This is a genomic window from Marinomonas sp. UCMA 3892, assembly GCF_012726345.1.
Lineage (GTDB): Bacteria > Pseudomonadota > Gammaproteobacteria > Pseudomonadales > Marinomonadaceae > Marinomonas.
Genome location: NZ_PTXN01000021.1, coordinates 14,463 through 35,437, shown reverse-complemented (window position 1 = coordinate 35,437; position 20,975 = coordinate 14,463). Strand labels below are relative to the sequence as shown.

Below are 20,975 nucleotides of genomic sequence, written 5' to 3'. Positions count from 1 at the left end.
GCTTAATAAAAACTAAAGCAAAGAGATTTGCTGCGAGAGCAAACTTGCCATATTGGTTTTGAAAAATGGCAATATGCTATCGGCAATAGGTTCTATCTGCTTCTCGATATAATGCTCGTAATCCAAATCAATCAAATCCCCAGAGCTTTCATAAGGCACCACGCCAGAGCGCTGATAAAGGTAATAAACACGCTTTCTACCTTTGTTGTATTCTAAGGGAAGCCCCTGCTCTGCTCTTTTTTGATCGATCATGGCTGCCGCTCTTACATGCGGCGGCTTATTTTTTGTGTAAGAAGACAACGGTCGACTCAACTGCTTGCTGTAAACCAATTGCTCGTCATAATCACCCGCTCTAAGTTTTGCAATGGTCTCTTGAATGTAAGTTATTGGGTTTTCATCACTAAACACTTTCTCAAACAAAGTTCTTTGAAATTGTCTTGCCAAAGGCGTCCAATCAGTTCGAGCGGCCTCCAAGCCTTTAAAAACAAGTTTTCCGTTTGATTTTCCTGCATAGCGCTTTTTACTGCCTTCTTCTTGCCCGCGTATTGTGGGCATGAAAAATCGTTCGTAAACTCTTTCAAACTCAAGCTCTAAATGGGAGTCAAGCTGCGCGTACTCCTTACACCAGTTTGATAAACAGGCATTAATATCATCGCGCAATCGCTCACCTTGTTTTTGAGGGTCTTCTTGCTCGCTGTTTAATGTGACAAAGAGAGAATCTGTGTCGCCATATATCACTCGAGCACCACGCTCTTCCATCCAGACTTGAGTTCTACCTAACAGTTCATGGCCACGCATGGTGATAGAACTAGCCAATTCCGCATGGTAAAAACGACAAACGTTTGATCCCAATACGCCATAAAATGAATTCATAATGATTTTAATAGCATAGCTTAAAATGCCATTGCCAACTCTTTTGGCTTCCTCCCTTGCCTGAGCAAGCTCACCAACTAATGAGGGCAAAATGGCTTGTTGGCGATCAAAACGAGCGCCCAGAAAACCAGGAACCAGCTGCGTAGTAGATAATTTGTTATGGCATAGTGCTGCTGAATGCTGCGCTGCTATGCGCGCCAAAGGATCAACATGAAAGGTGCGAATAATACTTGGATACAAACTTTTAAAATCGAATACCAATACATTCTTATATAGCCCAGGTATGGATGACATAACGAAACCACCAGGGCTTGCGACAAAGACATCATCCCTCCATGCAGGTGCAACCCAACCTGCCGAATGGAGTCGCGGTAAATATAAATTTTCAAAGGCTGCGACTGAGCCACCTGTTTGCTCAAAAGGAATGCCTGTTAAATCAACTCGGGTTTGTTGTAACTCTATAAGCTTTAGTTTTTCAAAAATACGCATAACAAGGTCGCAATCTTGCAGATTGTAGGCAACAAATGCATCTAGATCTTCTTTGTGCAACCTTTCTATTTCTTGCCAACGTTCGCTCCCATGCAGGAGCTTGCCATCATCAAGAATTTCGTTACTGACGTTGTTTAGACTGTAGGATTCAAAATGATAACCACCCACTTTCAATAAAGTGATGCCGTCTAAAGCAACGCGTCCGGGAATGCTGGCAAAGTATTTGCCCTGATTATCGGATGAGCGAATATTCCAGTTCTCACCATTGACACCAAATGCTGGACGAATCCCTAGAATCTGACAGCGCTGATCAATAAATTGCAAATCAAAGCCAATTAGATTCCAACCAATAAAAATATCTGGTGAATACTTTTTTACATAACGAATAAACGCCAGTAATAAGCTTTTTTCATCACTAAAACGACGAATAATTGGAGAACTGGCCTCTTGGTCGGTTACTACGAAAGCGACTCGTTGATCTCGTGATGTAATGCCTATGGAAAGCAAGGTGTTTGTTGAAACAGAGGTTTCGATATCCAGTGACCAAACATTCCAATCTGGTTGCCAATCACCAGCAATAACCCTAGCTTGGCGAAAAGTTTGATTACTTGAGTCGGGGACACCAATAAAACGCACTGCACCTCTAATATTGCGTTCCATCAAATAACGATTGTGAGCCTTAATATCTTCTTCAAAAACAGAGAAGCCATTACGCTTTACCAAATTAATCATTTGCTGGTGGAGCATTAGGCTAGTGCTTTGAACTAACACAACTGGCTCGTTATTGAATGACTTCAATGCAGATTCGGAACATTGCACGCCCGTTATATCAGCTGGAAGACTATCGAGCGGTGCATCGGTGAAAAATACGCTAAGCTGCCTGTCCGGAAGGACTTTTACCGTTCCTTCCGGTGTCTTTATAAAAAGGCTCATTTCAATGTGGCCGCTAACATCACGCGTATGGCGGGTCACAATATAGCCGGTTTTTTCTACAAACATCTAAACAGCCTAGTATTGTTAAAAGTACGTAATCCCAAAGCGCTTATGGAACGTTTTTAATTATAACCCACGTAGTAAAAGCATGGGCGGCACTTTTAACACAGTCCTACTAGCAAATATACCAATCGTTGATATGACGAACACACCAATCGAGGGTCCCAACAGCCATAATAATGGGTGAAAACTCGCTTCGGCGTTGAACACAAAAACCTGCAAACCAAATAAGCAGGTTTCTGCGCCTATGGCGGCAATGAGTCCGGCAAAGAATCCAAGAGCGCCAAATTCCACCAACAACGCCTGTCTGACTAATGCACCTCTAGCGCCTAGCACTCGCAACAAAGCGCCTTCCTCTAGACGTTCTTCTAGTGTCGAGCGAACGCTGGCCAATAACACTAAAGCGCCAGCACTAAGAATACAAAACAGCACCAGCTGAATAGCTTGAGATAACTGCCCTATTATTGTCTGTATTTGCTTTAAAATATCGCCCACATTCAAAATGGAAACCGTAGGGAATTTCGCCATCAATCGATAAAAAGATTGCGCCTCTTTATCACTTACAAACAAGCTACTTACAAAGTTGGCAGGATAATCTTCTAACACATTCTTTGGCAAAATTAGGTAGAAGTTGGGCTGCATTGATCCCCAGTCAACAGTACGAACGGAAGTAATAGGCAAGGTGACAATATTGCCACCAATATTGATAGTCAGCTTATCTCCTATTTTTAGGTTTGCTTCCTTAGCAACGCGTTGCTCAATAGACAAGCCTTCTGCTGAGAAATCCCCTTCGACAAGTTCGTTGCCCTTTCCAAGTGTGTCTGACCAAGTTAAGTTTAGCTCTCGTTCATAAAGCTCAGGCTCGCCCTTTTCGTCAGGATAAAGGGATTGTACGGTTTGATCATTCACTGCGGTGACACGACCACGTACCATAGGATACCAATCAGATTTTTTGAGACTCAATTGAGTCGTTTGATCATTAATCGGATCAATTTGGTTCGCTTGTACATTGAATAAATAATGATTTGGGGCATCTTCTGGTAGTTGTTGTTGCCAGTCAGCTATTAAACTGGATTTAACTCCAATCAGAATCAAAGAAAGCATGATGATTAACGTGAATACCAAAAGTTGAAATAGGTTTGGTATTAACCTTCTATATAAGGAAGCAAGACCTATTTGCCAACCGCTAGTGGCTCCTGAGGTCAACGAACGGCCAAGTTTAAAAGCCAACCAACCAATGGCTGCAACAAACAGTGCAATCCCCAAAATGGCAGCAGTCATAATGCTTGGCAGCAAGAAGCCATTGGTATACATGCACATTAATCCAAACATACCGATGAATCCGATTACGTAAATGGTAAAGGTATTAAGTTCAACTTTTGCATTAGGCTGCAACACAGATAATGGCGAAATCTTGATAAGGTGAGACATCAGCGGGAGGCAAAAAGCCACCATGGATATCAGCCCAGTCGCTGCCCCTAGCCATAAACGACTAATAGAGGGCTCTGGTAATGTTGTCGACATTAACCCAGACAGCAAAGAGGCGATTATTTCCTGCATGCCCCAGCCGACGCTCAAGCCAATCACGGCACCGATAAGAAATAAAGTAAAAAGCTGTAGGAAGAATAATCGTCCTAATAATTTTGGCGTTGCGCCTAGTGTTTTTAAAATAGCGACTTGCATCAAGTGACGTTTTACAAATCGAGCCGAAGCAAGCGCCATAGCGACGCCAGACATAACTACCGCTAAAGTACCTGCTAATAACAAAAAGGACTCTGCCCGTCCGATAGTGTCACCAATACGTTCCCCACGCTGAGTTGGTGTTTGCCAACGTTGGCCTTCATTTAATTGTGGTGTTATCCAAGTTTCATATTCTTCAAGCGAAGCTTTCTTTCCAGCAAGCAAGAGAGAATAACGTACTCGGCTACCTGGGATAATTACATTGGTTGCCGCAAGATCCGCTATATTCATCACGGCACGTGGAGAAATAGCAAACGCGGAAGTGCTGGAACCGGGATCTCGCACTAGGTATTTCGTAACTTTAAGTGAGGCGTCTCCCACTTCAACTTGATCACCAAGGCTAATTTTAAGCAGACTAGCTAAACGTGACGATACCCAAACCTCCCCCCGCTTTGGCGTTTCAGTCAAATTTTTACCTGTGCCAAATAAAATGTCGTCGACAAGGTAAGCGCCTTTCAATGGATAATCATCGCTAACTGCACTTAATTGAGAAAGCTGAAGTGAATCACCAGCGAACATCATGGTAGTGAAAGACGTTCTTTGCGCGGTTTGCAAAGACAGTTCTTTCGCCTTTGTTTCCCATTCTGCTGGAATAATGTCATCAGAGCGGATTAGACGATCGGCCGCTAGAAGGTTTGCAGACTCTTGTTCGAAGGATAGTTGTAAGCGATCAATGAACAAACCAATCGATGTGACTGTGCTCACTGAAATAACCAAAGCCAATAAAAGTGTGAGCAAGTCACCACTACGAATATCTCGAAACATTAAACGAAAGGCAAATCTCATAAGGATTTTTCCGTTAGCTGACCTGCAGACATGACCAATTGACGGTCACACATTTTGGCAAGTTCATTATCATGAGTCACCATCACTAATGTTGTGCCTTGGGATTGGTTAAGGTCAAACAACAACTTGATAATAAGTTTACCGTTCTCTTCATCAAGGTTGCCTGTAGGCTCATCGGCGAACAGAATTTTAGGGTTGGAAGCAAACGCTCGAGCAATGGCGACGCGCTGTTGTTCACCGCCTGACAGTTGATTTGGATAATGGGTTAATCGGTGCGACAAGCCGACTTTCTCAAGTAATACTTCAGCTTTCTTGCGTGCTTCTTTATCACCCTTTAGTTCTGCAGGTAACATGACATTTTCAATGGCTTGCAGGCTAGGCAAAAGATGAAACGATTGAAAGACAAAACCAACATATTGGCCACGAACGAGTGCTCTTTGTTCTTCGGTTTGGCTAGAAAACTTTTGTTCATAAAGAAAAATATCGCCAGATGTATTCACATCTAATCCGGCCAGCAAACCTAATAAAGTGGACTTGCCTGAGCCAGATGAACCGACAATAGCAACGGACTCACTTTCCTTGATTTCCATATTGATTCCTTTCAATATGGTTAAATTCCCTGTATTCGATGTCACTGTATGGGTTAAATTAGACACTTTAATCGCGGTGTTTCTAGCCATGGTGATTCACTCTAAAAAGGTTTTATATGTTTTTCAAAAAACAATTAAGGCAGATGTGTACAATAATCACACTGCTTTTCATTAGTTCATTCGCTTCGGCTTCCACTTTACTTGTTATGGGCGATAGCCTCAGTGCGGCATATAACTTACGACAACAAGATGGCTGGGTTAGTTTACTAGAAAATCAACTTTCTCAATCACATCCCAAACTTCAGGTTATTAATGCCAGCGTTAGTGGCGAAACAACACAAGGTGGTTTGTCACGTTTTGGCGATCTTTTAGCCATTCATAAACCAGATTTGGTGGTTTTAGAGCTTGGCGCCAATGATGCATTACGTGGTTACCCTTTAGATCAGACCACACAAAATTTGGAGAAAATGGTTGAGCAAGCTCAAAGTAGTGGCGCTGTTGTATTACTAATAGGCAATCAGATTCCGCAAAATTATGGAAAACGCTATACGCAAATGTTTTTCAATTTGTACAAAGATATTGCCAGTAAGTACAACATCGCCTACCTACCCTTTATGCTTGAAAATGTAGCGTTAAACAAAGATCTAATGCAAAACGATGGTTTGCATCCTAATAAAGCAGGTCAACCAATAGTACTTCAAAATATAGTGCCATATTTACAACCACTAATAGACAACATCAAGTAGAAGAAATAAGGAAAGTTCGATGAAAGCGGTTTTTCTAGACAGAGGCTCATTCCCTGAGTACATAAAAATACAACTGCCGACCCAAATTAGTGAGGTTGTTGTTTATGAAAATACAGCACTTGAGCAAGTAGCAGAGCGTATCAAGAAAGCAACTATTGTGCTTACCAATAAAGTCGTTGTTAATGCTGCTGCAATTAACAGCGCGTTAGATCTAAAACTCATACAAGTTATGGCAACTGGCACCAATAATGTAGACCTAAAAGCTTGTAAGGACAAAAACATCGCCGTTCAAAATGTAGCGGACTACTCAACAATCAGTGTGCCTGAACATACGTTTGCAATGCTGCTTGCGCTTAGAAGAAACTTAGTGTCCTATTTAGATGCGGTAAACTCTGGTAGATGGGCTACTTCTGAATATTTTTGTTTCCTAGATTATCCTATTAAAGATTTGTCTGGTTCAACCATGGCTATCGTCGGCGGTGGAACCTTAGGTAAAAAAGTTGCAGCCATTGCACTCGCCTTCGGAATGAAAGTGATCTTTGCTGATCGCAAAGGGGCTACAAATGCTAGACCTGGTTACATCAACTTCGAAGAAGCCTTAAAGCTCGCAGATGTGATCAGCATCAATTGCCCATTAACACCAGAAACAAACAATCTAATCAGCGATGCTGAGTTTTCATTAATGAAAAAAAGCTGTCTATTACTAAATATCAGCCGTGGCGGCATTGTTGATGAGCATGCGCTGTTACGAGCTTTCGAAAACAATACCATCACTGGTGCGGCTTTTGATGTTTCGACACAAGAACCTATGCCGCTAGACCATCTACTCCAAGCTCTTACCAAACAGCCAAATTTTTTGCTAACTCCTCATATTGCTTGGGCTAGTGATGAAGCTATGCAAACCTTAGTCGATATGGCTATGGATAAAATAACCACTTTCATAGATAAGCCTGAATGACATTAGATATTTTATTTCAAGATGAACACTTGGTTGCCGTCAATAAACCTGCGGGCTTGCTCGTTCATCGCACCAATTTAGCCAAAGACGAAGAAGATGCCGTTGTTCAAAGGCTGAGAGATCAAACAGGGAAATGGGTGTTTCCTGTTCATCGCCTTGATCGAGGCACATCCGGTGTATTAGTGATGGCGTTTAGTCCAGAAGTAGCAAGACGCCTTTCCACTCAGTTTGCTGAATCTAAGACTCAGAAAACTTATCACTGCTTAGTACGTGGATATTGTAATGAATCAGGTGTGATTAATTATCCTCTTGCTAAGCTTAATGAGCAGAAAGGTAGATCACGTTTTAAAATCGAAGGTACTGAAAGAGAGGCTGAGACTGGCTTTACTCGACTAATTCAATATCAACTTCCCGTTCCCGTGAGTCGATATGACAGCATGCGTTTAAGCTGGCTTGAAGTCACCCCTAAACAAGGTCGAAAACATCAAATTCGTCGACATTTTAAACATCATCTGAATCCGCTAGTGGGGGATTCTTGTTATGGCTGTCGCCATATTAACAAAGTTGCAAAAGAGCTTTGGTCTGAGGACTTTAGATTGATGCTTCACGCTTCACGCCTTGAATTCAATCACCCTATTACAAATCAGCCGATTACGTTAAAAGCAGATTTAAGCGACAAGATAATTAATATACTTAACAAACTGGAATATTATCGAACTGAGTGACTTTGTAGGGTAAATCTTCTGCAATTGACCAGCGAAACACCAAGCAGTCATGGATCTCTGGATCTAAATTTATCGCATTTTTTTGGATTTCATTAATTTCAAAGCCGCATGAAAGAAGGACTTTTATTGAGGCTTTATTATGATCCGCTACTTGTGCGTACACTTCAGTTATACCATTACTTGCCCAAATAATAAGTATGTGTTTCAACACATGCCTTGCAATCCCTTGATTAGTGAAATTTTTAGCTATCCGAAAAGACACTTCAACTGACTTAGTGCCTAATATTTGTCCATTAAAACGACCAATAAGAATATCATTTGGTAAGTACACTAGATATTGCAGATGTTTCAAATTACTCCTAAGTAATCGCTTAAAATACATTTCCGTTTGCTGTCTTAGCACTTGGCTTGGTAAAAATTGAGAAAACCAGCCTCTATTACGAAACTCAAAGAGCAAAATACATCTAAGGTCAGCCTCAGTGGCTTGTCGAATTTTCAGTAATTTTTTCATATTAACACGCATTTTTTAACTGGTATTATCATCAGCTTAGTGCAGATTTTAACGAAATGCTGAATAATACAATTTTTATCTGATTAGCTTTTATTGAAATGATAAAATGCTGCGTTTCAACGGATAGTAAAGGTTGTCAAAATCCATGAAGAACCGAAATTTAGTCTACTCAACAGACCAAGGGCGGCTTTGCTCAAGCTGCGAATACCCTATTTCTGAGTGTCAATGCAAAAATGATAACATTATTGGCAGTGGTAAAGTTCTAATAGCCTTAGAGACAAAGGGCCGTAAAGGTAAAGGGGTCACTGTTGTTACAGGCCTTCCACTTACTGAAGAAGCATTGAAGATTCTGGGCAAAAAACTAAAGACACAATGTGGTACTGGTGGCTCAGTGAAAGATGGGCAAGTTGAAATACAAGGTGATAACCGACAGAAGATAAAAGAACTACTTGAAAAAGAAGGGTTTTCTAGTAAATTTACCGGTGGCTAATAGCTATTATCTTTATTTAGAATTACTATATTTTTTGTGTTTTCAAGAATGCGAAAACATGACAAAGTCGTATAAGATCGAAGCCGTAATGTTACCGAGCTTCCGTGCTCTTTTATAAACATAAGCTATCTTCAATGAAATGGGACGTCTTGGAGTTAAGTCATGGCAACAGAGGTTTCAATGTTCCAGCACAACATTAAGCAGGCTAATCAGCTAATGCGATCAGCGATACCACTAATGGTTAAGCTAGATATCCCGCCAACTCCATATAATTATGGGATCTGGTATAAATACGCATCTAATAGAAATCCTAAATTTAATCAGGTTGTAGATCGAGCTTTACGCCGATTTGGTGGACTACCAGCGTTCGTTTCTCAAGAGCTATTTAATGAGTTCTTACTTCCTGAAGAGTTTCAGCATGCTCACCGTCAAGGTTCAGTATTAAAAAGCCTTACCACTAATTTAGAAACAAACACTAGCAGTATTGCTAGTGAGCTTGAACTCTTTAACGGCACATTACGTAATGCAAAAGCTGCACTAAAAAATGCTAATGAGCCAGCTCAAATAGAACGGCTTGCTCTTTTATTAGAACGCGGTGCTTTCAAAGCTAATCAAGCAATTGAAAAATTCAGCAGCTCACTACTTTCTGCTCAAGAAGAGTTAGCAAATCTTCGTTCAGAATTATTAGATGTTAAGAAAAATACTGAACTCGATACTATGACTTTACTAGCCAATGAGAAAGGTTTTGAAAGGTCATTATTCTCCTTAGTGCCTTATGCTGAGGATGATTTAACCCTATTATTAATAGATATAGATAACCTTGCTGAAATCAATCAAGAATATGGTAACAAAGCTGGCACTTCACTCATTCGATATATAGCAAAACTTTTACTTGAATTATTGCCTGAAAATGGTTTTATTGCGCGCATTAAAGGTGGTCGATTTGCTATGTTGCTGAGTGAAACAGAGTTGAGTGCTGCCTCACAACTAGCAGAATCTATTCGCAATGAAGTTTCAATTCAAAAAATACGCTACAAAAATACCAAAGTCCTGTTACGCCAAGTGACGGTATCCATAGGCGTGGCTACTTTATTCGGTGATGAGAGCCCTAGTGAGCTAGTTGAGCGATCGCAACATTATTTATTATACGCAAAACGGTCTGGCAAAAATCGAATTGCCCACCATGAGTAAATCCCGATATTTAAGGCAATACTATGAAGGACAAATTAGAACACAAAGATCGCATTTATTTTGAGGTTCGTGACTACGAGTGCGATATACAAGGAATTGTTAACAATGCTGTTTATCAGAACTATTTAGAGCATGCTAGACATCAGTTCATCAAATCGAGAGGTCTAGACTTTGCTGAGATCACCAAGCAAGGCATCTATCTTGTTTTGATCAAGGCAGAATTAGACTATAAGCGATCTTTGCAAGGTGGGGACTCATTTTATATCCACACAACAATAGAGCGAGTATCGAAGCTGAAGCTTAATTTTCTTCAGGCAGTGCATCACTCGGACAACGATCAATTAATATTAACTGCAAAAATGACAGTTACATCAACTACAAAAGAAGGCAAATCGATTGTCGATCATTTGGTTGCATCCTGAATCAATAACTTGTTGAATACTGATATATGCAGTATTCAACAAGTTATATGAGGAAATTATGCAGGTATTAGCTGGCCCGTTATTACGAAGAATGACAACGGATCGACTTACGTTCTGGTTGATGACGACAGAACCTGTTGCGGTTAACTTAATATTAACTCAAAACGAAACAACGCTGTTTGTACTAAAAGACACTCAGATAGCTGAATGTCATACCCAACTGAAGGCGGGTGAAAAACTCTTCATACAGCTACTCGATATTAAACTAGAAACCCCTTTACCAATTAACAATCCTATTCATTATGACCTACATCTTAATGGCCTTGACTGGACTCAATGGGCAGAGGATCTTGTTTATCCCGAGCAGTCACTGCCATTTTTTATTTTGCAACCAAATATTCATAAAATGCTGCACGGATCTTGTCGTAAGCCCCATCATTCCAGTAAAGACGGATTATTAAGGGTTGATGAGTTGTTGCAGAATACAGATCCAAAAGATTGGCCCAGTATTTTAATGATGAGCGGAGATCAAATTTATGCGGATGATGTAGCGGCTCCAATGTTATGGGCTATTCATCAACTGATACCCCATCTTGGCATGCAAGATGAAAAGCTACCTTGTATTGAAGTTGAAAGTGCCCATCAGTTACATATAGAGCCTTCTTATTACTATGCAAGAGAAACGCTTTTACCTGAGAACAAAGTAAACCGTAGTATGATTGAGCAGATTTTTGGCGGTGTACGAAAGCCTGTTTTCACGACAGATACAGCTCAAAATCATTTAATTTCTTTGGCTGAAATACTTTCTATGTACGCTCTAGTTTGGTCACCTAAGGGTTGGGATTTATTATTAGATGATAATGGTTGGTCGGAGCCAACCGGTTTATCTGATGAACAAAAGAAAGATTTTTCGAAACAAACGCTTATATTGCAAGACTTTGTTAAAGGCTTGTCTAAGGTTCGTCGTGCACTTGCGCATCTACCCGTGGCAATGATCTTTGACGACCATGACATCACAGATGATTGGAACCTAACTGCTGCTTGGGAACAGACCGCCTATGATCACCCTTTCTCTACACGCATTATTGGCAATGCCTTGATTGGGTATTTGTTATGTCAAGGCTTAGGCAATGCACCAGAAAATTTTACTGCTGAACTAATTGATCAAGTACAAGAGGTACTTAATAACCCGGGCAATAAGACACATGACGAGTTGATCCATAAACTCCTGCAGTTTTCTAAGTGGAATTATACTTGGCAAACTAATCCCCCACTTGTCGTACTTGATACACGCACTAACAGATGGCGCTCTGAAAGGTCATTAGAAAAACCATCTGGATTAATGGACTGGGAGTCTTTAACTGATCTACAGCATCAATTAAAAGGTCTAGAAGCGGTAATATTGGTCTCTCCAGCACCAATTTTTGGGGTTAAATTGATTGAAACCATCCAAAGAGTATTTACTTGGTTTGGCCAACCCTTAATGGTTGACGCAGAAAACTGGATGGCTCACTCAGGCTCAGCTTATGCCCTAATGAATATGTTTAGACACAAACGAACACCACAAAACTTTGTCATACTGTCTGGTGATGTTCACTACTCTTTTGTTTACGACATTCAGCTGCGTGGGAATAAACAAGGATCAGATTTGTGGCAAATAACCAGTAGCGGAATCAAAAATGAATTCCCTAGAAAGTTATTAGATATATTTGATCGCCTAAATCGCTGGCTATATTCTCCACGATCACCACTAAACTGGTTTACTCGGCGTCGAAGTATGAAAGTCATTCCTCATAAACCAGAAACCGCTGCGCATGGTGAACGCCTTCTTAATGGGGCGGGAATAAGCTTAGTAACATTAAATGACGATGGCTCGCCATCAGCAGTTGTGCAAATGTGCTCTGATGGTCGTGACATACACTTCAAATTGTCTGAACAAGACGCTACATGGGAATAAACACAACGAATTCAATAAATTAAAGACGAAAAAAAAGACATCCTAGGATGTCTTTTTTTAAAAAATGGCGGTGAGCAAGAGATTCGAACTCTTGATGCCTTTCGACATACACGCTTTCCAGGCGTGCTCCTTCGGCCACTCGGACAGCTCACCAAAACCTTATATACGCAGTGCGTAATTTGTGCGCGTATTCTAGTTATGAGGAAAAAGAATTGCAACTAGTTTTTATCAAAATCGTCTTAAAAATTAATCTCTTACCCATTTTAAATGAGCACCAAGCTCTACCTCTGGGATAAAGGTTGATTCTTCTTTTGGCGTTCCAGCATAAATTAGCCCAATTATTTGATCATTTTTTTCTAGTGATAAAAGGTCTTTTGTTTTTTGAGTGAAACAAGCTGGACCACTGCGCCATATACCGCCATAACCAAGTGCATTTAATCCTAATAAAACTTGTTGAGCGGCCGCAGAAGCAGCCATAATCTGCTCTATTGGAGGGACTTTTGGGTGATCCTGAATTCGCGCATAGATTAGCAAAACGGCTGGAGCTCGATATGCTTTTTTAACAAAAGCATCCTCCTTACTCCTAGGCATCAGTTCAACTTCAGATAAAGCATGATGCCAATAAATCTGGCCAAGCTTTGCGCGCCCCTCCCCCTCAAAAATACAGAAACGCCACGGTTTAAGATTCCCATGATCCGCAGCGCGACTGGCAGCACTCAGAATAAATTCCCATTCACTTTCGGATGGCGCTGGTGAGTTAAGTACTGGCTGTGATACACGATTACGCATGAATGTTATAAATTCTTTACTCATAAAATATTTAATTCCGCTAACATAAGAAAAACAGCAAGCTAAAATAATGATTTGCTATAGTTTAATGATAATGGATATCATATTTATTACTTTAGGGTCTAGGAGTTTTTTATGTCAAAGTGGTTGATTTGGGCGCTGCTTGAGTTAAGTACCTTCCTACTATTGGCCAATGGTGTTTTTTTATGGCTGTCTCACTCACTTGCCAAAAAGAAATTAGAAAAACAGACTGACGCCTCCTCCAAGGAGACTTTAGACCCTACTGATGGAATAGATGACTCCGGTGCCTATAAGGGATTGGCTCATTACTTAGATTTGCAGATTAATTTTGCAGCACAGTCTATCGTACCCGGTAAGCTAGATCCGCATGAAATAAACAGGTTGAAAATTTGGGGGACGGTACTTAAAGCTGAAAGAGCTATTTTGTTAAATCAAGTTAGTGAAAAACCAACGCCCATATTAAATCGTTTCTTATCAAGCTTATTGTATGCATTGTCAGCACCTAAATTACAAACAACCAACCCTAAAGAATTACATCAAAATCTAAAGGAGATGGAAGACGAATTTTTTCAAGCAACCGAGATACTAATCACTAAAGAGTCACTTTCAAAAAACCAAACTTTGTTAAATGAAGATTTACGCAAAAATATTGATCGGGCAACAAGACGCTTAAAGCAACTAGAAATAAAAAAAGCAGAACAGCGGCGCCTACAGATTGAAATTGATGATATACAGAAAAAAATTAAAAAATTAGAACAAAAACAATCGGAACATACAGGAAGTAGCGCCGAATTCAATTTGCAGATCCCAACCGCTCAAAAACAAGAAAAAGCGATACGCGATGCTTCCTTTAAACAAATTTCTAGCTTAAGCAGCCTCTCTGATCGGCAAAAAATGGTAATTGAGCAACTTAAAAGTGAAATAGATAAAGCCTATAAAAACAAGAATACACATGCAGCCATAGAGGCCCAAAAAGTTGCCATAACCAAAATGGAGCGCATGTCTAAAGAATCGCAAACACTAATACTGCAATTAGAAGCAGAACTTGAAACTTCAAATTTATCCATTGCTTCACTAAGACAAGATATTAGCGTGAAAGATGCAAAACTTGCTGAATTAGAAAAGCAGTTAAGCAAAAGTAATGAAACAGCAATTGGTAATTTACAAGCTTTAAGTGCCAATAAAAAAGAAACCCTTGGCTCATTGCGTGATGGCTTAAACACTGCACTTGAAAACATGTCATCAGTTAGTCTTATAGAACAAGATAAAGATGCAAAAATGCTAGAACGCTTACTCCAAGAATCAGAAACCTGCGTCACTCTATTGGCGCAAGAATTAGAGTCTGCTGAAAATACTAATAATGAATTAAAGCAAAAAATAGAGACGCTTGGATTAACTGGTGTTCATGGCTCTAGAAGTCAGCCAAAACCTCTTTTAGAGCAAAGGGAAAAAAATAGACAGCTAGTTCATACAACTACTGAGCTAAAAAAGAAATTATCTGAGATGGTATCAAGCAAGGATTATCAAACTCTTAGAGCCACATATAATAAAAAAAGCCTTGAATGCGATCGCCTTCAGTTGGCATTTTCAGATTTAGAAATGAAATATTTAGGGACGCTAAATAATTAGCCACCCCTAAACTAAAATCAACTACTTTACCTGAAAATCAAGCATTCGCTGTAGCGGAATCAAAGCTTTAATTCTGGTTTCTTCAGGCACATGAATTTCACCTGAGCTATCTCTGAGCGAGTTACGAAGCATTTCCAAGCTATTTAATGCCATCCAAGGACAATGCGCACAACTACGACAATTTGCGCCAGAGCCAGCCGTAGGGGCCTCTACGAAACGTTTATTTGGTGATGCTTGCTTCATTTTGTAAAAAATACCCCTGTCTGTGGCGACAATGAAGGTATCATTTGGCATATTCTTTGACGCATTTAGCAACTGAGATGTAGAGCCTACAACATCAGCTACCTCAACAACCGCTTCTGGAGATTCTGGATGAACAAGTACTGCAGCATCTGGATATATCGCTTTTAGATCCAAAATACCTTTTGCTTTGAACTCTTCATGAACAATACAGGCGCCATCCCAAAGAATCATATCTGCGCGAGTTTCACGCTGGATATAACCACCTAGATGCTGGTCGGGTGCCCAAATAATTTTTTCGCCCTGCTCTACAAGATGATTTACAACATCTAAAGCTATGCTAGAGGTTACGACCCAATCCGCTCTCGCTTTAACTGCAGCTGAAGTGTTTGCATATACAACCACTTTTCTATCTGGATGTTGGTCGCAAAAAGCTGAAAACTCGCCGATCGGGCAACCAATATCCAGTGAACATGTTGCTTCAAGTGTAGGCATTAAAATAGTTTTTTCTGGGCTCAGTATTTTTGCGGTCTCACCCATAAATTTAACGCCGGCAACCACAAGAGTCTTAGCATCATGATTTGCACCAAAACGTGCCATCTCTAATGAGTCTGCTATTATTCCGCCAGTCTCTTCTGCGAGCTCTTGAATCGCATCTTCAGTATAGTAATGAGCAACTAACACGGCATTTTTTTGCTTAAGTAAAGACTTGATCTCGTCGCGAATTTGATCGTCGTCGACAGATTTTATTTCAAGACTTTTTTCTGCTTCAGACAAATATTTTTGAACTGTATTGCGAAGTGCTGCTTTATCAAAAAGTTCGGACATATCATTACCCCTTAAGAAACTGGGAGCGGAATGAGTGTTTTTGGTGGGTCGTACTGGATTCGAACCAGTGACCAATTGATTAAAAGTCAACTGCTCTACCAACTGAGCTAACGACCCAAAAATCACAAAAAGGAATAAAAAGAAGTTGGTGGGTCGTACTGGATTCGAACCAGTGACCAATTGATTAAAAGTCAACTGCTCTACCAACTGAGCTAACGACCCAACGGGTTGCGTATATTACAGAGCCCGCTGAGAAATGCAAGTTATTTAATTTTACTCAAATACCCTGCAGCTAGTTTAGCAGCTTTACTATCGGGAAAACGTCTAATTACATCTTGTAAATAGGACTTAGCTTTTGCTGTGTCACCAAGCTGATCGCTAACCGTACCTAACTTATATAATGAATCTTGTTCTTTGCTATGTCCTGGAAAGTTTTGAATAACAGTAGAAAATGCCTCTATTGCTTCCTTAGACTTACCTTGAACCAATTTAACTTCTCCCAACCAATAATAACCATTCCCTGTTAAAGAGTTGTCAGGATAGTCTTTAACAAACTTTGAAAATGCGGTTTCCGCTTCATCAAAGTTTCTCTGACGAATTAAATTATAAGCATCATTATAAGCTTGTTGAGCTTGCGCAGTTGGTGGCTGCAAACTAATCGGCGCTAAAGGCGAAGCCACTAACGTATTAGTTGAATTATTTACTTTTTCTACCGACGTTTGAGTAACCGATTGCTCTACTCTTGGCGCTGGAGCAGAAGAATACTTTGGCTCGCTCGCAGATGCAGACATAAGTAAAGATATACGTTTATCAAGATCAATATAGCGATCTCTTTGGTTCTCTTTCATTAGCTTTAATTCATGACCTTGATTTTCCAACTGTCCACGAAGGCTTTGAACCTCCTGTTGCAGTGTTTCCAATTGAAAGAGTAGGTCTGCAGCGGCATTGGGGGAAAGCCCGCCACTTGCCATTTGAGCTTCAGCTAGCGCAAATGGCGCTGTGAAACACAGCGCCATTGCGAAAGAGCGAATTCTTACGACTTTAGGGTTCATTATTCGTAACGAACTTCAACTCGACGGTTTAACTGCCAAGCGTTACTGTCATGACCGAAGGCAACAGGAACTTCTTCACCAAAGCTAACTGTTTCAATTTGTGAAGCAGCAACACCTTGGATTGTCAAATAACGACTAATTGCTTTAGCACGACGCTCACCTAGAGCCATGTTGTATTCGCGAGTACCACGCTCATCAGCATGACCTTCTAATACTATACGTGCATCTGGGTGTGATACTAAGTATTCAGCGTGCTTTGCTAGAGCTTCACGAGATTCTGGACGCACAATTGATTTATCAAAATCAAAATAGAATACGGTTTGAACACCAGCTAAAGAATCCATACCATTATCATTCGTGGTAACTTCTTCTTCAACAATAACACTTGTCATTGCATCACCTTGACCAGCACCGAATGCTTGATCAGTGTTTTCAGCAGCTCCATTTGTTTGCTCAGTAGAATTGGCATCTTCAGCAACAGTTGAAGAATCAGTATCTGTTGCTGTTGTGCTACAACCTGCAATCCAAGCTGCAGACAAACCAATTACAGCAAACTTACCTAGTTTTGTTACACTCATTATTCACTCCTCAATGTCTTTATTTGAAATACGGGGACCAAGATGGTTCACGTACATCTCCGTCAGCTGATGGTAACCTATATTTTACAAGCCCATCAACGGATACTACGGCTAAGATACCCTTTCCTTGATAGGTTGTGGCATACATCACCATGCTACCATTTGGCGCAATGCTTGGCGATTCATCTAAGTAAGTCTCTGTGAGAATTTGAACTCGGCCAGTTTTCATATCTTGAAGCGCAATATGATAATTACCATCATTCTTTTGAACCGTTACAAGATAACGACCATCTGGCGTCATTCTCGCTCTGGTATTTAGGTCACCTTCAAAAGTAACCCTCTCTACACGCTTACTATTTACATCTAATCGATATATCTGCGGATTTCCGCCTCGATCAGATGTGAATACAATTCCCTTACCATCTGGCTCCCAGCTTGGTTCGGTATCTATAGCATAATGGTTTGTCATACGCTCAAGTTTCTGTGTGGCGATGTCTAAAGTATAAATTTCAGGATTATTATCTTTAGAAAGAACCAGTGCTAATTTTTTTCCATCAGGTGACCAAGCTGGTGCACCGTTTAACCCTCTAAATTGCGCAATCTGTTGACGCTTCCCAGTTGCTAATTCTTGAATGAAAATATTTGGGCGTCGATTTCTAAACATTACATAAGCAATTTTTCTACCATCCATACTCCATGACGGAGATAATATTGGCTCTTTAGATTCGACAACAACCTGAGGGCGATGCCCATCAGCATCTGCAACTTGCAATTTAAACAGTGGAGCCTTTTTATCTCCTTCTGCAGTAACATATAATATTCTAGTACTAAATGCGCCTCTTGTACCTGTCAATAATTCGTAAACTTTATCACTAATATAATGAGCAGCATCACGAAAGTTTCTGGCACTAACATCAATAGAGCTATGTTTTTGCACTGGCTTCTGACTTAAAACATTCAATAACTCAAAACCAATCCGATATTGATTATTAGGTAGTTTTTTTATTGCGCCAATAACAACATAATCACTTTTCAAAAGTCGCCAATCCCTATAAAAAACATCCGCTTCTTTTGATGGCATACTTAACATATTAGAGCGAGGAATTGGCTGAAATAAACCGCTACGGGCTAAGTCAGCCTCGACAATTTGAGCAATATCCTCAGGCAATGCATCCACACCCTCATAGCCAAAAGGCACAACAGCAATAGGTAATAATTGATCTGCACCACTTGTTATTTCAATAACTAATTGGGCTCTAGCTGAGCTTATAAATATTAAGCAAGTGAATAAAACACTCAAGCATTTTTTAAACATCATTAGTTTCTCAAATCTTGCGGGTTAAAAATTAAATCTACCTGACGAAAATTACGTTCAAAAACATACGAGTCTACTTTCGATAACTCTTCTATCTTTCTTACTTTGTAAACAGCATCAACTGCTCTTTGATCGAATAAAGCATCTCCACTACTTTTCGTAATTTGAGCATTCATAACCTCACCATTTGGCAAAAAATAAATACGCAATTGAGCCTTCATATTATTTCGAGCGCTTGGAGGGCGAATCCAAGCTGCAGTAACCCTATCATTTATTAGCCCACTGATAGACTGAACCATTTGAGCTTCATCAGCAGCTCGCTGCATAGCCTCTTCTGCGGCAGCTTTGGCAGCGGCCTCTTCAGCTTTCTTTTTCTCCGCCAATTTAGCGGCTTCTTCTTGACGCTTTCGTTCTTCTTCAGCTAACCGATCAGCTTCAGCCTTACGAGCAAGCTCTTGTTTTTTCTTCTCACTGGCTTCTTTTTCAGCTAAACGTTTTTTATCGGCCTGCTCCTGAGCCAAACGCTTACTTTCCGCCTCTTGAGCAATACGCTTTTGTTCGGCTGCTTTTTTCATTCTTTCAGCTTCTTGCTTTTCAGCCTCTGCTTTTTCTTTTGCCTGTTTAGCTTGAGCAAGCTGTTTTTGCTTTTCCTCTAATGCCTTACGTTGCGTTTCTTTTTTGCGTGCCTGCTCAGCTTCTTTTTTCTTTTTTTCTGCTAATGCTGCGGCCTGTTGTTTTGCTGCTTTTTCATCAGACTCTCTTTTACCTATGATTGTTTGAGAGACATCAACAACAGTAGCATTAACAATAGGTGGTCGCTTAGGTTTTGGGATTTCATTATCACTAAAATCAATAGCAACAAAACCTGCCACAACAATAGCAACGTGTAAACCTATAGCCAGCACGGTTGGGATACTATAACTATCACTACGTAACCACTTCATTAATTTTTATCCGGCTCAGTCACTAAACCTACATTTGGAACCCCTGCACTTTGCAGTGTAACCATAAGACCAATGACATCGCCATAAGGAACGTTTTTATCCCCTCTTACTAATACAGACATCTTTGGGTTTTGGCTTAATACTTTTCTTACTCTATCTTGTATTTGAGATAAAGCGATTGATTCTTGCTTACCGCCAACATCTAAATAATACTTACCTTTAGAGTCAACAGAGGCAATCATAACATCATTTTCTGTATCTTGAATTGGCGCTGCATTTGCGTTTGGCAGTTCAACATCAACCCCTTGAGTCAACATTGGTGCAGTAATCATAAAAATCACCAAAAGTACGAGCATGACATCAATATAGGGAACCACATTGATTTCAGCCATCGGGCGACGTTTGTTTCTTCTTCTTGAGCGAGCCACTATACAGCGCCTCCCTCTCTAACATGCACCTTGCGATGTAGAATGCTAGTAAATTCATCTGCAAAGTTTTCATAACTAGAACCTAAAGATTCAGCTGTAGATGAAAACCGGTTGTAAGCAATTACAGCAGGAATGGCTGCAGCTAAACCTATAGCTGTCGCAATTAAAGCCTCAGCGATACCCGGTGCAACTGTTGCCAACGTTGCTTGTTGAACTTCTGCAAGACCGATAAAGGAATGCATAATGCCCCAAACAGTACCAAACAAACCAATGTAAGGACTCGTTGAACCCACTGTTGCCAAGAATGGTAGATGTTGATCTAGCTTTTCTTCTTCCCGGTAAAGTGCTACTCGCATTGCTCTTTGAACACCATCCATAATGGCTTCTGGATCAACATTATGACTCTGTCTTAATCGAGTGAATTCTTTAATACCTGAGGTAAAGATATTCTCCATACCTTCCACTTTACGACCTTCTTGTGTGAGCTTGCGATAAAGCTGACTAAGATCGATGCCCGACCAAAAACTTTCCTCAAATGCAGTACGCACTTTTTTTGCTTCTTTCAAAACACGAATTCTTTGAAATATTACAATCCATGAAAAAATGGAAGCAGCTAGCAGTATCAGCATCACAAGCTGAACAACAAAACTAGCACTGGCGATAAGTCCCCAAATTGACAT

The 20,975-nt window shown here is 40.3% G+C and carries 20 protein-coding genes and 3 tRNA genes; 8 read left to right on the top strand and 15 right to left on the bottom strand.

The window, feature by feature from the left end; genetic code table 11:
* Positions 1-12 precede the first annotated feature (12 nt).
* Genes B6N13_RS20930 through B6N13_RS20920 form a run of 3 tightly spaced genes read right to left on the bottom strand, consistent with a single transcriptional unit; the run spans position 13 to position 5,561 of the window.
* Positions 13-2,361 carry a DNA polymerase II gene (locus B6N13_RS20930; protein ID WP_169460495.1) on the bottom strand — a complete coding sequence of 783 codons (2,349 nt, stop codon included), beginning with the start codon at positions 2,359-2,361 and terminating at the stop codon, positions 13-15.
* Positions 2,362-2,421: 60 nt separating this feature from the next.
* Positions 2,422-4,881 (bottom strand): FtsX-like permease family protein, encoded by a 2,460-nt coding sequence (locus B6N13_RS20925; protein ID WP_169460494.1) that lies wholly within the window; start codon positions 4,879-4,881, stop codon positions 2,422-2,424.
* The gene (locus tag B6N13_RS20920; RefSeq protein ID WP_012069909.1) at positions 4,878-5,561 is read right to left on the bottom strand and encodes an ABC transporter ATP-binding protein; all 684 of its coding nucleotides are present in this window, start codon (positions 5,559-5,561) and stop codon (positions 4,878-4,880) included. Before B6N13_RS20920 ends, B6N13_RS20925 begins: the two co-directional genes overlap by 4 nt.
* A 53-nt stretch (positions 5,562-5,614) precedes the next feature.
* Here B6N13_RS20920 and B6N13_RS20915 point away from each other — a divergent pair, with 53 nt between their 5' ends.
* Genes B6N13_RS20915 through B6N13_RS20905 form a run of 3 tightly spaced genes read left to right on the top strand, consistent with a single transcriptional unit; the run spans position 5,615 to position 7,900 of the window.
* Positions 5,615-6,217, top strand: coding sequence for an arylesterase (locus tag B6N13_RS20915; RefSeq protein ID WP_248280402.1), 603 nt, complete (start codon positions 5,615-5,617; stop codon positions 6,215-6,217).
* 19 nt (positions 6,218-6,236) lie between these two features.
* Positions 6,237-7,175, top strand: coding sequence for a D-2-hydroxyacid dehydrogenase (locus tag B6N13_RS20910; protein ID WP_169460492.1), 939 nt, complete (start codon positions 6,237-6,239; stop codon positions 7,173-7,175).
* Positions 7,172-7,900 (top strand): pseudouridine synthase, encoded by a 729-nt coding sequence (locus B6N13_RS20905; protein WP_169460491.1) that lies wholly within the window; start codon positions 7,172-7,174, stop codon positions 7,898-7,900. The genes B6N13_RS20910 and B6N13_RS20905 overlap by 4 nt, the downstream gene beginning before the upstream one ends.
* On the opposite strand, the gene B6N13_RS20900 is transcribed toward B6N13_RS20905, so the two are convergent.
* Complete coding sequence (locus tag B6N13_RS20900; RefSeq protein WP_048813995.1) at positions 7,869-8,411, bottom strand: GNAT family N-acetyltransferase; 543 nt, start codon at positions 8,409-8,411, stop codon at positions 7,869-7,871. The two genes, B6N13_RS20905 and B6N13_RS20900, sit on opposite strands and share 32 nt — an antisense overlap.
* 145 nt (positions 8,412-8,556) lie before the next feature.
* On the opposite strand from B6N13_RS20900, the gene B6N13_RS20895 reads away from it, so the two are divergent.
* The 4 genes from B6N13_RS20895 (at position 8,557) to B6N13_RS20880 (ending at position 12,471) form a co-directional block, all read left to right on the top strand.
* Positions 8,557-8,901, top strand: coding sequence for a translation initiation factor (locus tag B6N13_RS20895; RefSeq protein WP_012069904.1), 345 nt, complete (start codon positions 8,557-8,559; stop codon positions 8,899-8,901).
* Positions 8,902-9,063: 162 nt separating this feature from the next.
* The gene (locus tag B6N13_RS20890; protein ID WP_169460490.1) at positions 9,064-10,092 is read left to right on the top strand and encodes a GGDEF domain-containing protein; all 1,029 of its coding nucleotides are present in this window, start codon (positions 9,064-9,066) and stop codon (positions 10,090-10,092) included.
* A gap of 23 nt (positions 10,093-10,115) precedes the next feature.
* A complete protein-coding gene (locus tag B6N13_RS20885) occupies positions 10,116-10,514 on the top strand; it encodes an acyl-CoA thioesterase (RefSeq protein WP_012069902.1) in 399 nt (132 codons plus the stop codon).
* 58 nt (positions 10,515-10,572) lie between these two features.
* Entirely contained in the window at positions 10,573-12,471 is a 1,899-nt protein-coding gene (locus B6N13_RS20880; protein WP_169460489.1) for an alkaline phosphatase D family protein, read from the top strand.
* A gap of 65 nt (positions 12,472-12,536) precedes the next feature.
* Here B6N13_RS20880 and B6N13_RS20875 read toward each other — a convergent pair.
* Together B6N13_RS20875 and B6N13_RS20870 are read right to left on the bottom strand one after the other, a co-directional pair.
* Positions 12,537-12,624, bottom strand: a tRNA-Ser gene (locus B6N13_RS20875).
* A gap of 93 nt (positions 12,625-12,717) precedes the next feature.
* The gene (locus tag B6N13_RS20870; protein WP_012069900.1) at positions 12,718-13,284 is read right to left on the bottom strand and encodes a nitroreductase; all 567 of its coding nucleotides are present in this window, start codon (positions 13,282-13,284) and stop codon (positions 12,718-12,720) included.
* A gap of 111 nt (positions 13,285-13,395) precedes the next feature.
* On the opposite strand from B6N13_RS20870, the gene B6N13_RS20865 reads away from it, so the two are divergent.
* Positions 13,396-14,910 carry a hypothetical protein gene (locus B6N13_RS20865; RefSeq protein WP_169460488.1) on the top strand — a complete coding sequence of 505 codons (1,515 nt, stop codon included), beginning with the start codon at positions 13,396-13,398 and terminating at the stop codon, positions 14,908-14,910.
* A gap of 21 nt (positions 14,911-14,931) precedes the next feature.
* Here the strand turns inward: B6N13_RS20865 and nadA are convergent, their stop codons facing one another.
* From nadA to tolQ, 9 genes are all read right to left on the bottom strand, one after another.
* A complete protein-coding gene (nadA, locus tag B6N13_RS20860; protein WP_169460487.1) occupies positions 14,932-15,978 on the bottom strand; it encodes a quinolinate synthase NadA in 1,047 nt (348 codons plus the stop codon).
* Positions 15,979-16,019: 41 nt separating this feature from the next.
* Positions 16,020-16,095, bottom strand: a tRNA-Lys gene (locus tag B6N13_RS20855).
* 29 nt (positions 16,096-16,124) lie between these two features.
* Positions 16,125-16,200: transfer RNA gene (locus tag B6N13_RS20850), tRNA-Lys, on the bottom strand.
* A gap of 41 nt (positions 16,201-16,241) precedes the next feature.
* The gene (gene ybgF / locus B6N13_RS20845; RefSeq protein WP_169460486.1) at positions 16,242-17,030 is read right to left on the bottom strand and encodes a tol-pal system protein YbgF; all 789 of its coding nucleotides are present in this window, start codon (positions 17,028-17,030) and stop codon (positions 16,242-16,244) included.
* A complete protein-coding gene (gene pal, locus B6N13_RS20840) occupies positions 17,030-17,608 on the bottom strand; it encodes a peptidoglycan-associated lipoprotein Pal (RefSeq protein ID WP_012069896.1) in 579 nt (192 codons plus the stop codon). Before pal ends, ybgF begins: the two co-directional genes overlap by 1 nt.
* A 19-nt stretch (positions 17,609-17,627) precedes the next feature.
* Positions 17,628-18,926, bottom strand: a complete 1,299-nt coding sequence (gene tolB, locus B6N13_RS20835) for a Tol-Pal system beta propeller repeat protein TolB (protein WP_012069895.1) — start codon at positions 18,924-18,926, stop codon at positions 17,628-17,630.
* A complete protein-coding gene (tolA, locus tag B6N13_RS20830; RefSeq protein WP_169460485.1) occupies positions 18,926-19,867 on the bottom strand; it encodes a cell envelope integrity protein TolA in 942 nt (313 codons plus the stop codon). Before tolA ends, tolB begins: the two co-directional genes overlap by 1 nt.
* Complete coding sequence (gene tolR / locus B6N13_RS20825) at positions 19,867-20,295, bottom strand: protein TolR (RefSeq protein ID WP_012069893.1); 429 nt, start codon at positions 20,293-20,295, stop codon at positions 19,867-19,869. Before tolR ends, tolA begins: the two co-directional genes overlap by 1 nt.
* Positions 20,295-20,975, bottom strand: a complete 681-nt coding sequence (gene tolQ / locus B6N13_RS20820; protein WP_012069892.1) for a protein TolQ — start codon at positions 20,973-20,975, stop codon at positions 20,295-20,297. Before tolQ ends, tolR begins: the two co-directional genes overlap by 1 nt.

Coding starts and splice junctions, on each gene's coding strand:
- B6N13_RS20895 (WP_012069904.1), top strand. CDS start 8,557: ATGAAGAACCGAAATTTAGTCTACTCAACAGACCAAGGGCGGCTTTGC.
- B6N13_RS20910 (WP_169460492.1), top strand. CDS start 6,237: ATGAAAGCGGTTTTTCTAGACAGAGGCTCATTCCCTGAGTACATAAAA.
- B6N13_RS20925 (WP_169460494.1), bottom strand. CDS start 4,881: ATGAGATTTGCCTTTCGTTTAATGTTTCGAGATATTCGTAGTGGTGAC.
- B6N13_RS20870 (WP_012069900.1), bottom strand. CDS start 13,284: ATGAGTAAAGAATTTATAACATTCATGCGTAATCGTGTATCACAGCCA.
- nadA (WP_169460487.1), bottom strand. CDS start 15,978: ATGTCCGAACTTTTTGATAAAGCAGCACTTCGCAATACAGTTCAAAAA.
- pal (WP_012069896.1), bottom strand. CDS start 17,608: ATGAGTGTAACAAAACTAGGTAAGTTTGCTGTAATTGGTTTGTCTGCA.
- B6N13_RS20930 (WP_169460495.1), bottom strand. CDS start 2,361: ATGTTTGTAGAAAAAACCGGCTATATTGTGACCCGCCATACGCGTGAT.
- ybgF (WP_169460486.1), bottom strand. CDS start 17,030: ATGAACCCTAAAGTCGTAAGAATTCGCTCTTTCGCAATGGCGCTGTGT.
- B6N13_RS20865 (WP_169460488.1), top strand. CDS start 13,396: ATGTCAAAGTGGTTGATTTGGGCGCTGCTTGAGTTAAGTACCTTCCTA.
- tolQ (WP_012069892.1), bottom strand. CDS start 20,975: ATGTCAATTTGGGGACTTATCGCCAGTGCTAGTTTTGTTGTTCAGCTT.
- B6N13_RS20905 (WP_169460491.1), top strand. CDS start 7,172: ATGACATTAGATATTTTATTTCAAGATGAACACTTGGTTGCCGTCAAT.
- tolB (WP_012069895.1), bottom strand. CDS start 18,926: ATGATGTTTAAAAAATGCTTGAGTGTTTTATTCACTTGCTTAATATTT.
- B6N13_RS20920 (WP_012069909.1), bottom strand. CDS start 5,561: ATGGCTAGAAACACCGCGATTAAAGTGTCTAATTTAACCCATACAGTG.
- B6N13_RS20900 (WP_048813995.1), bottom strand. CDS start 8,411: ATGAAAAAATTACTGAAAATTCGACAAGCCACTGAGGCTGACCTTAGA.
- B6N13_RS20890 (WP_169460490.1), top strand. CDS start 9,064: ATGGCAACAGAGGTTTCAATGTTCCAGCACAACATTAAGCAGGCTAAT.
- B6N13_RS20915 (WP_248280402.1), top strand. CDS start 5,615: ATGTGTACAATAATCACACTGCTTTTCATTAGTTCATTCGCTTCGGCT.
- B6N13_RS20880 (WP_169460489.1), top strand. CDS start 10,573: ATGCAGGTATTAGCTGGCCCGTTATTACGAAGAATGACAACGGATCGA.
- B6N13_RS20885 (WP_012069902.1), top strand. CDS start 10,116: ATGAAGGACAAATTAGAACACAAAGATCGCATTTATTTTGAGGTTCGT.
- tolA (WP_169460485.1), bottom strand. CDS start 19,867: ATGAAGTGGTTACGTAGTGATAGTTATAGTATCCCAACCGTGCTGGCT.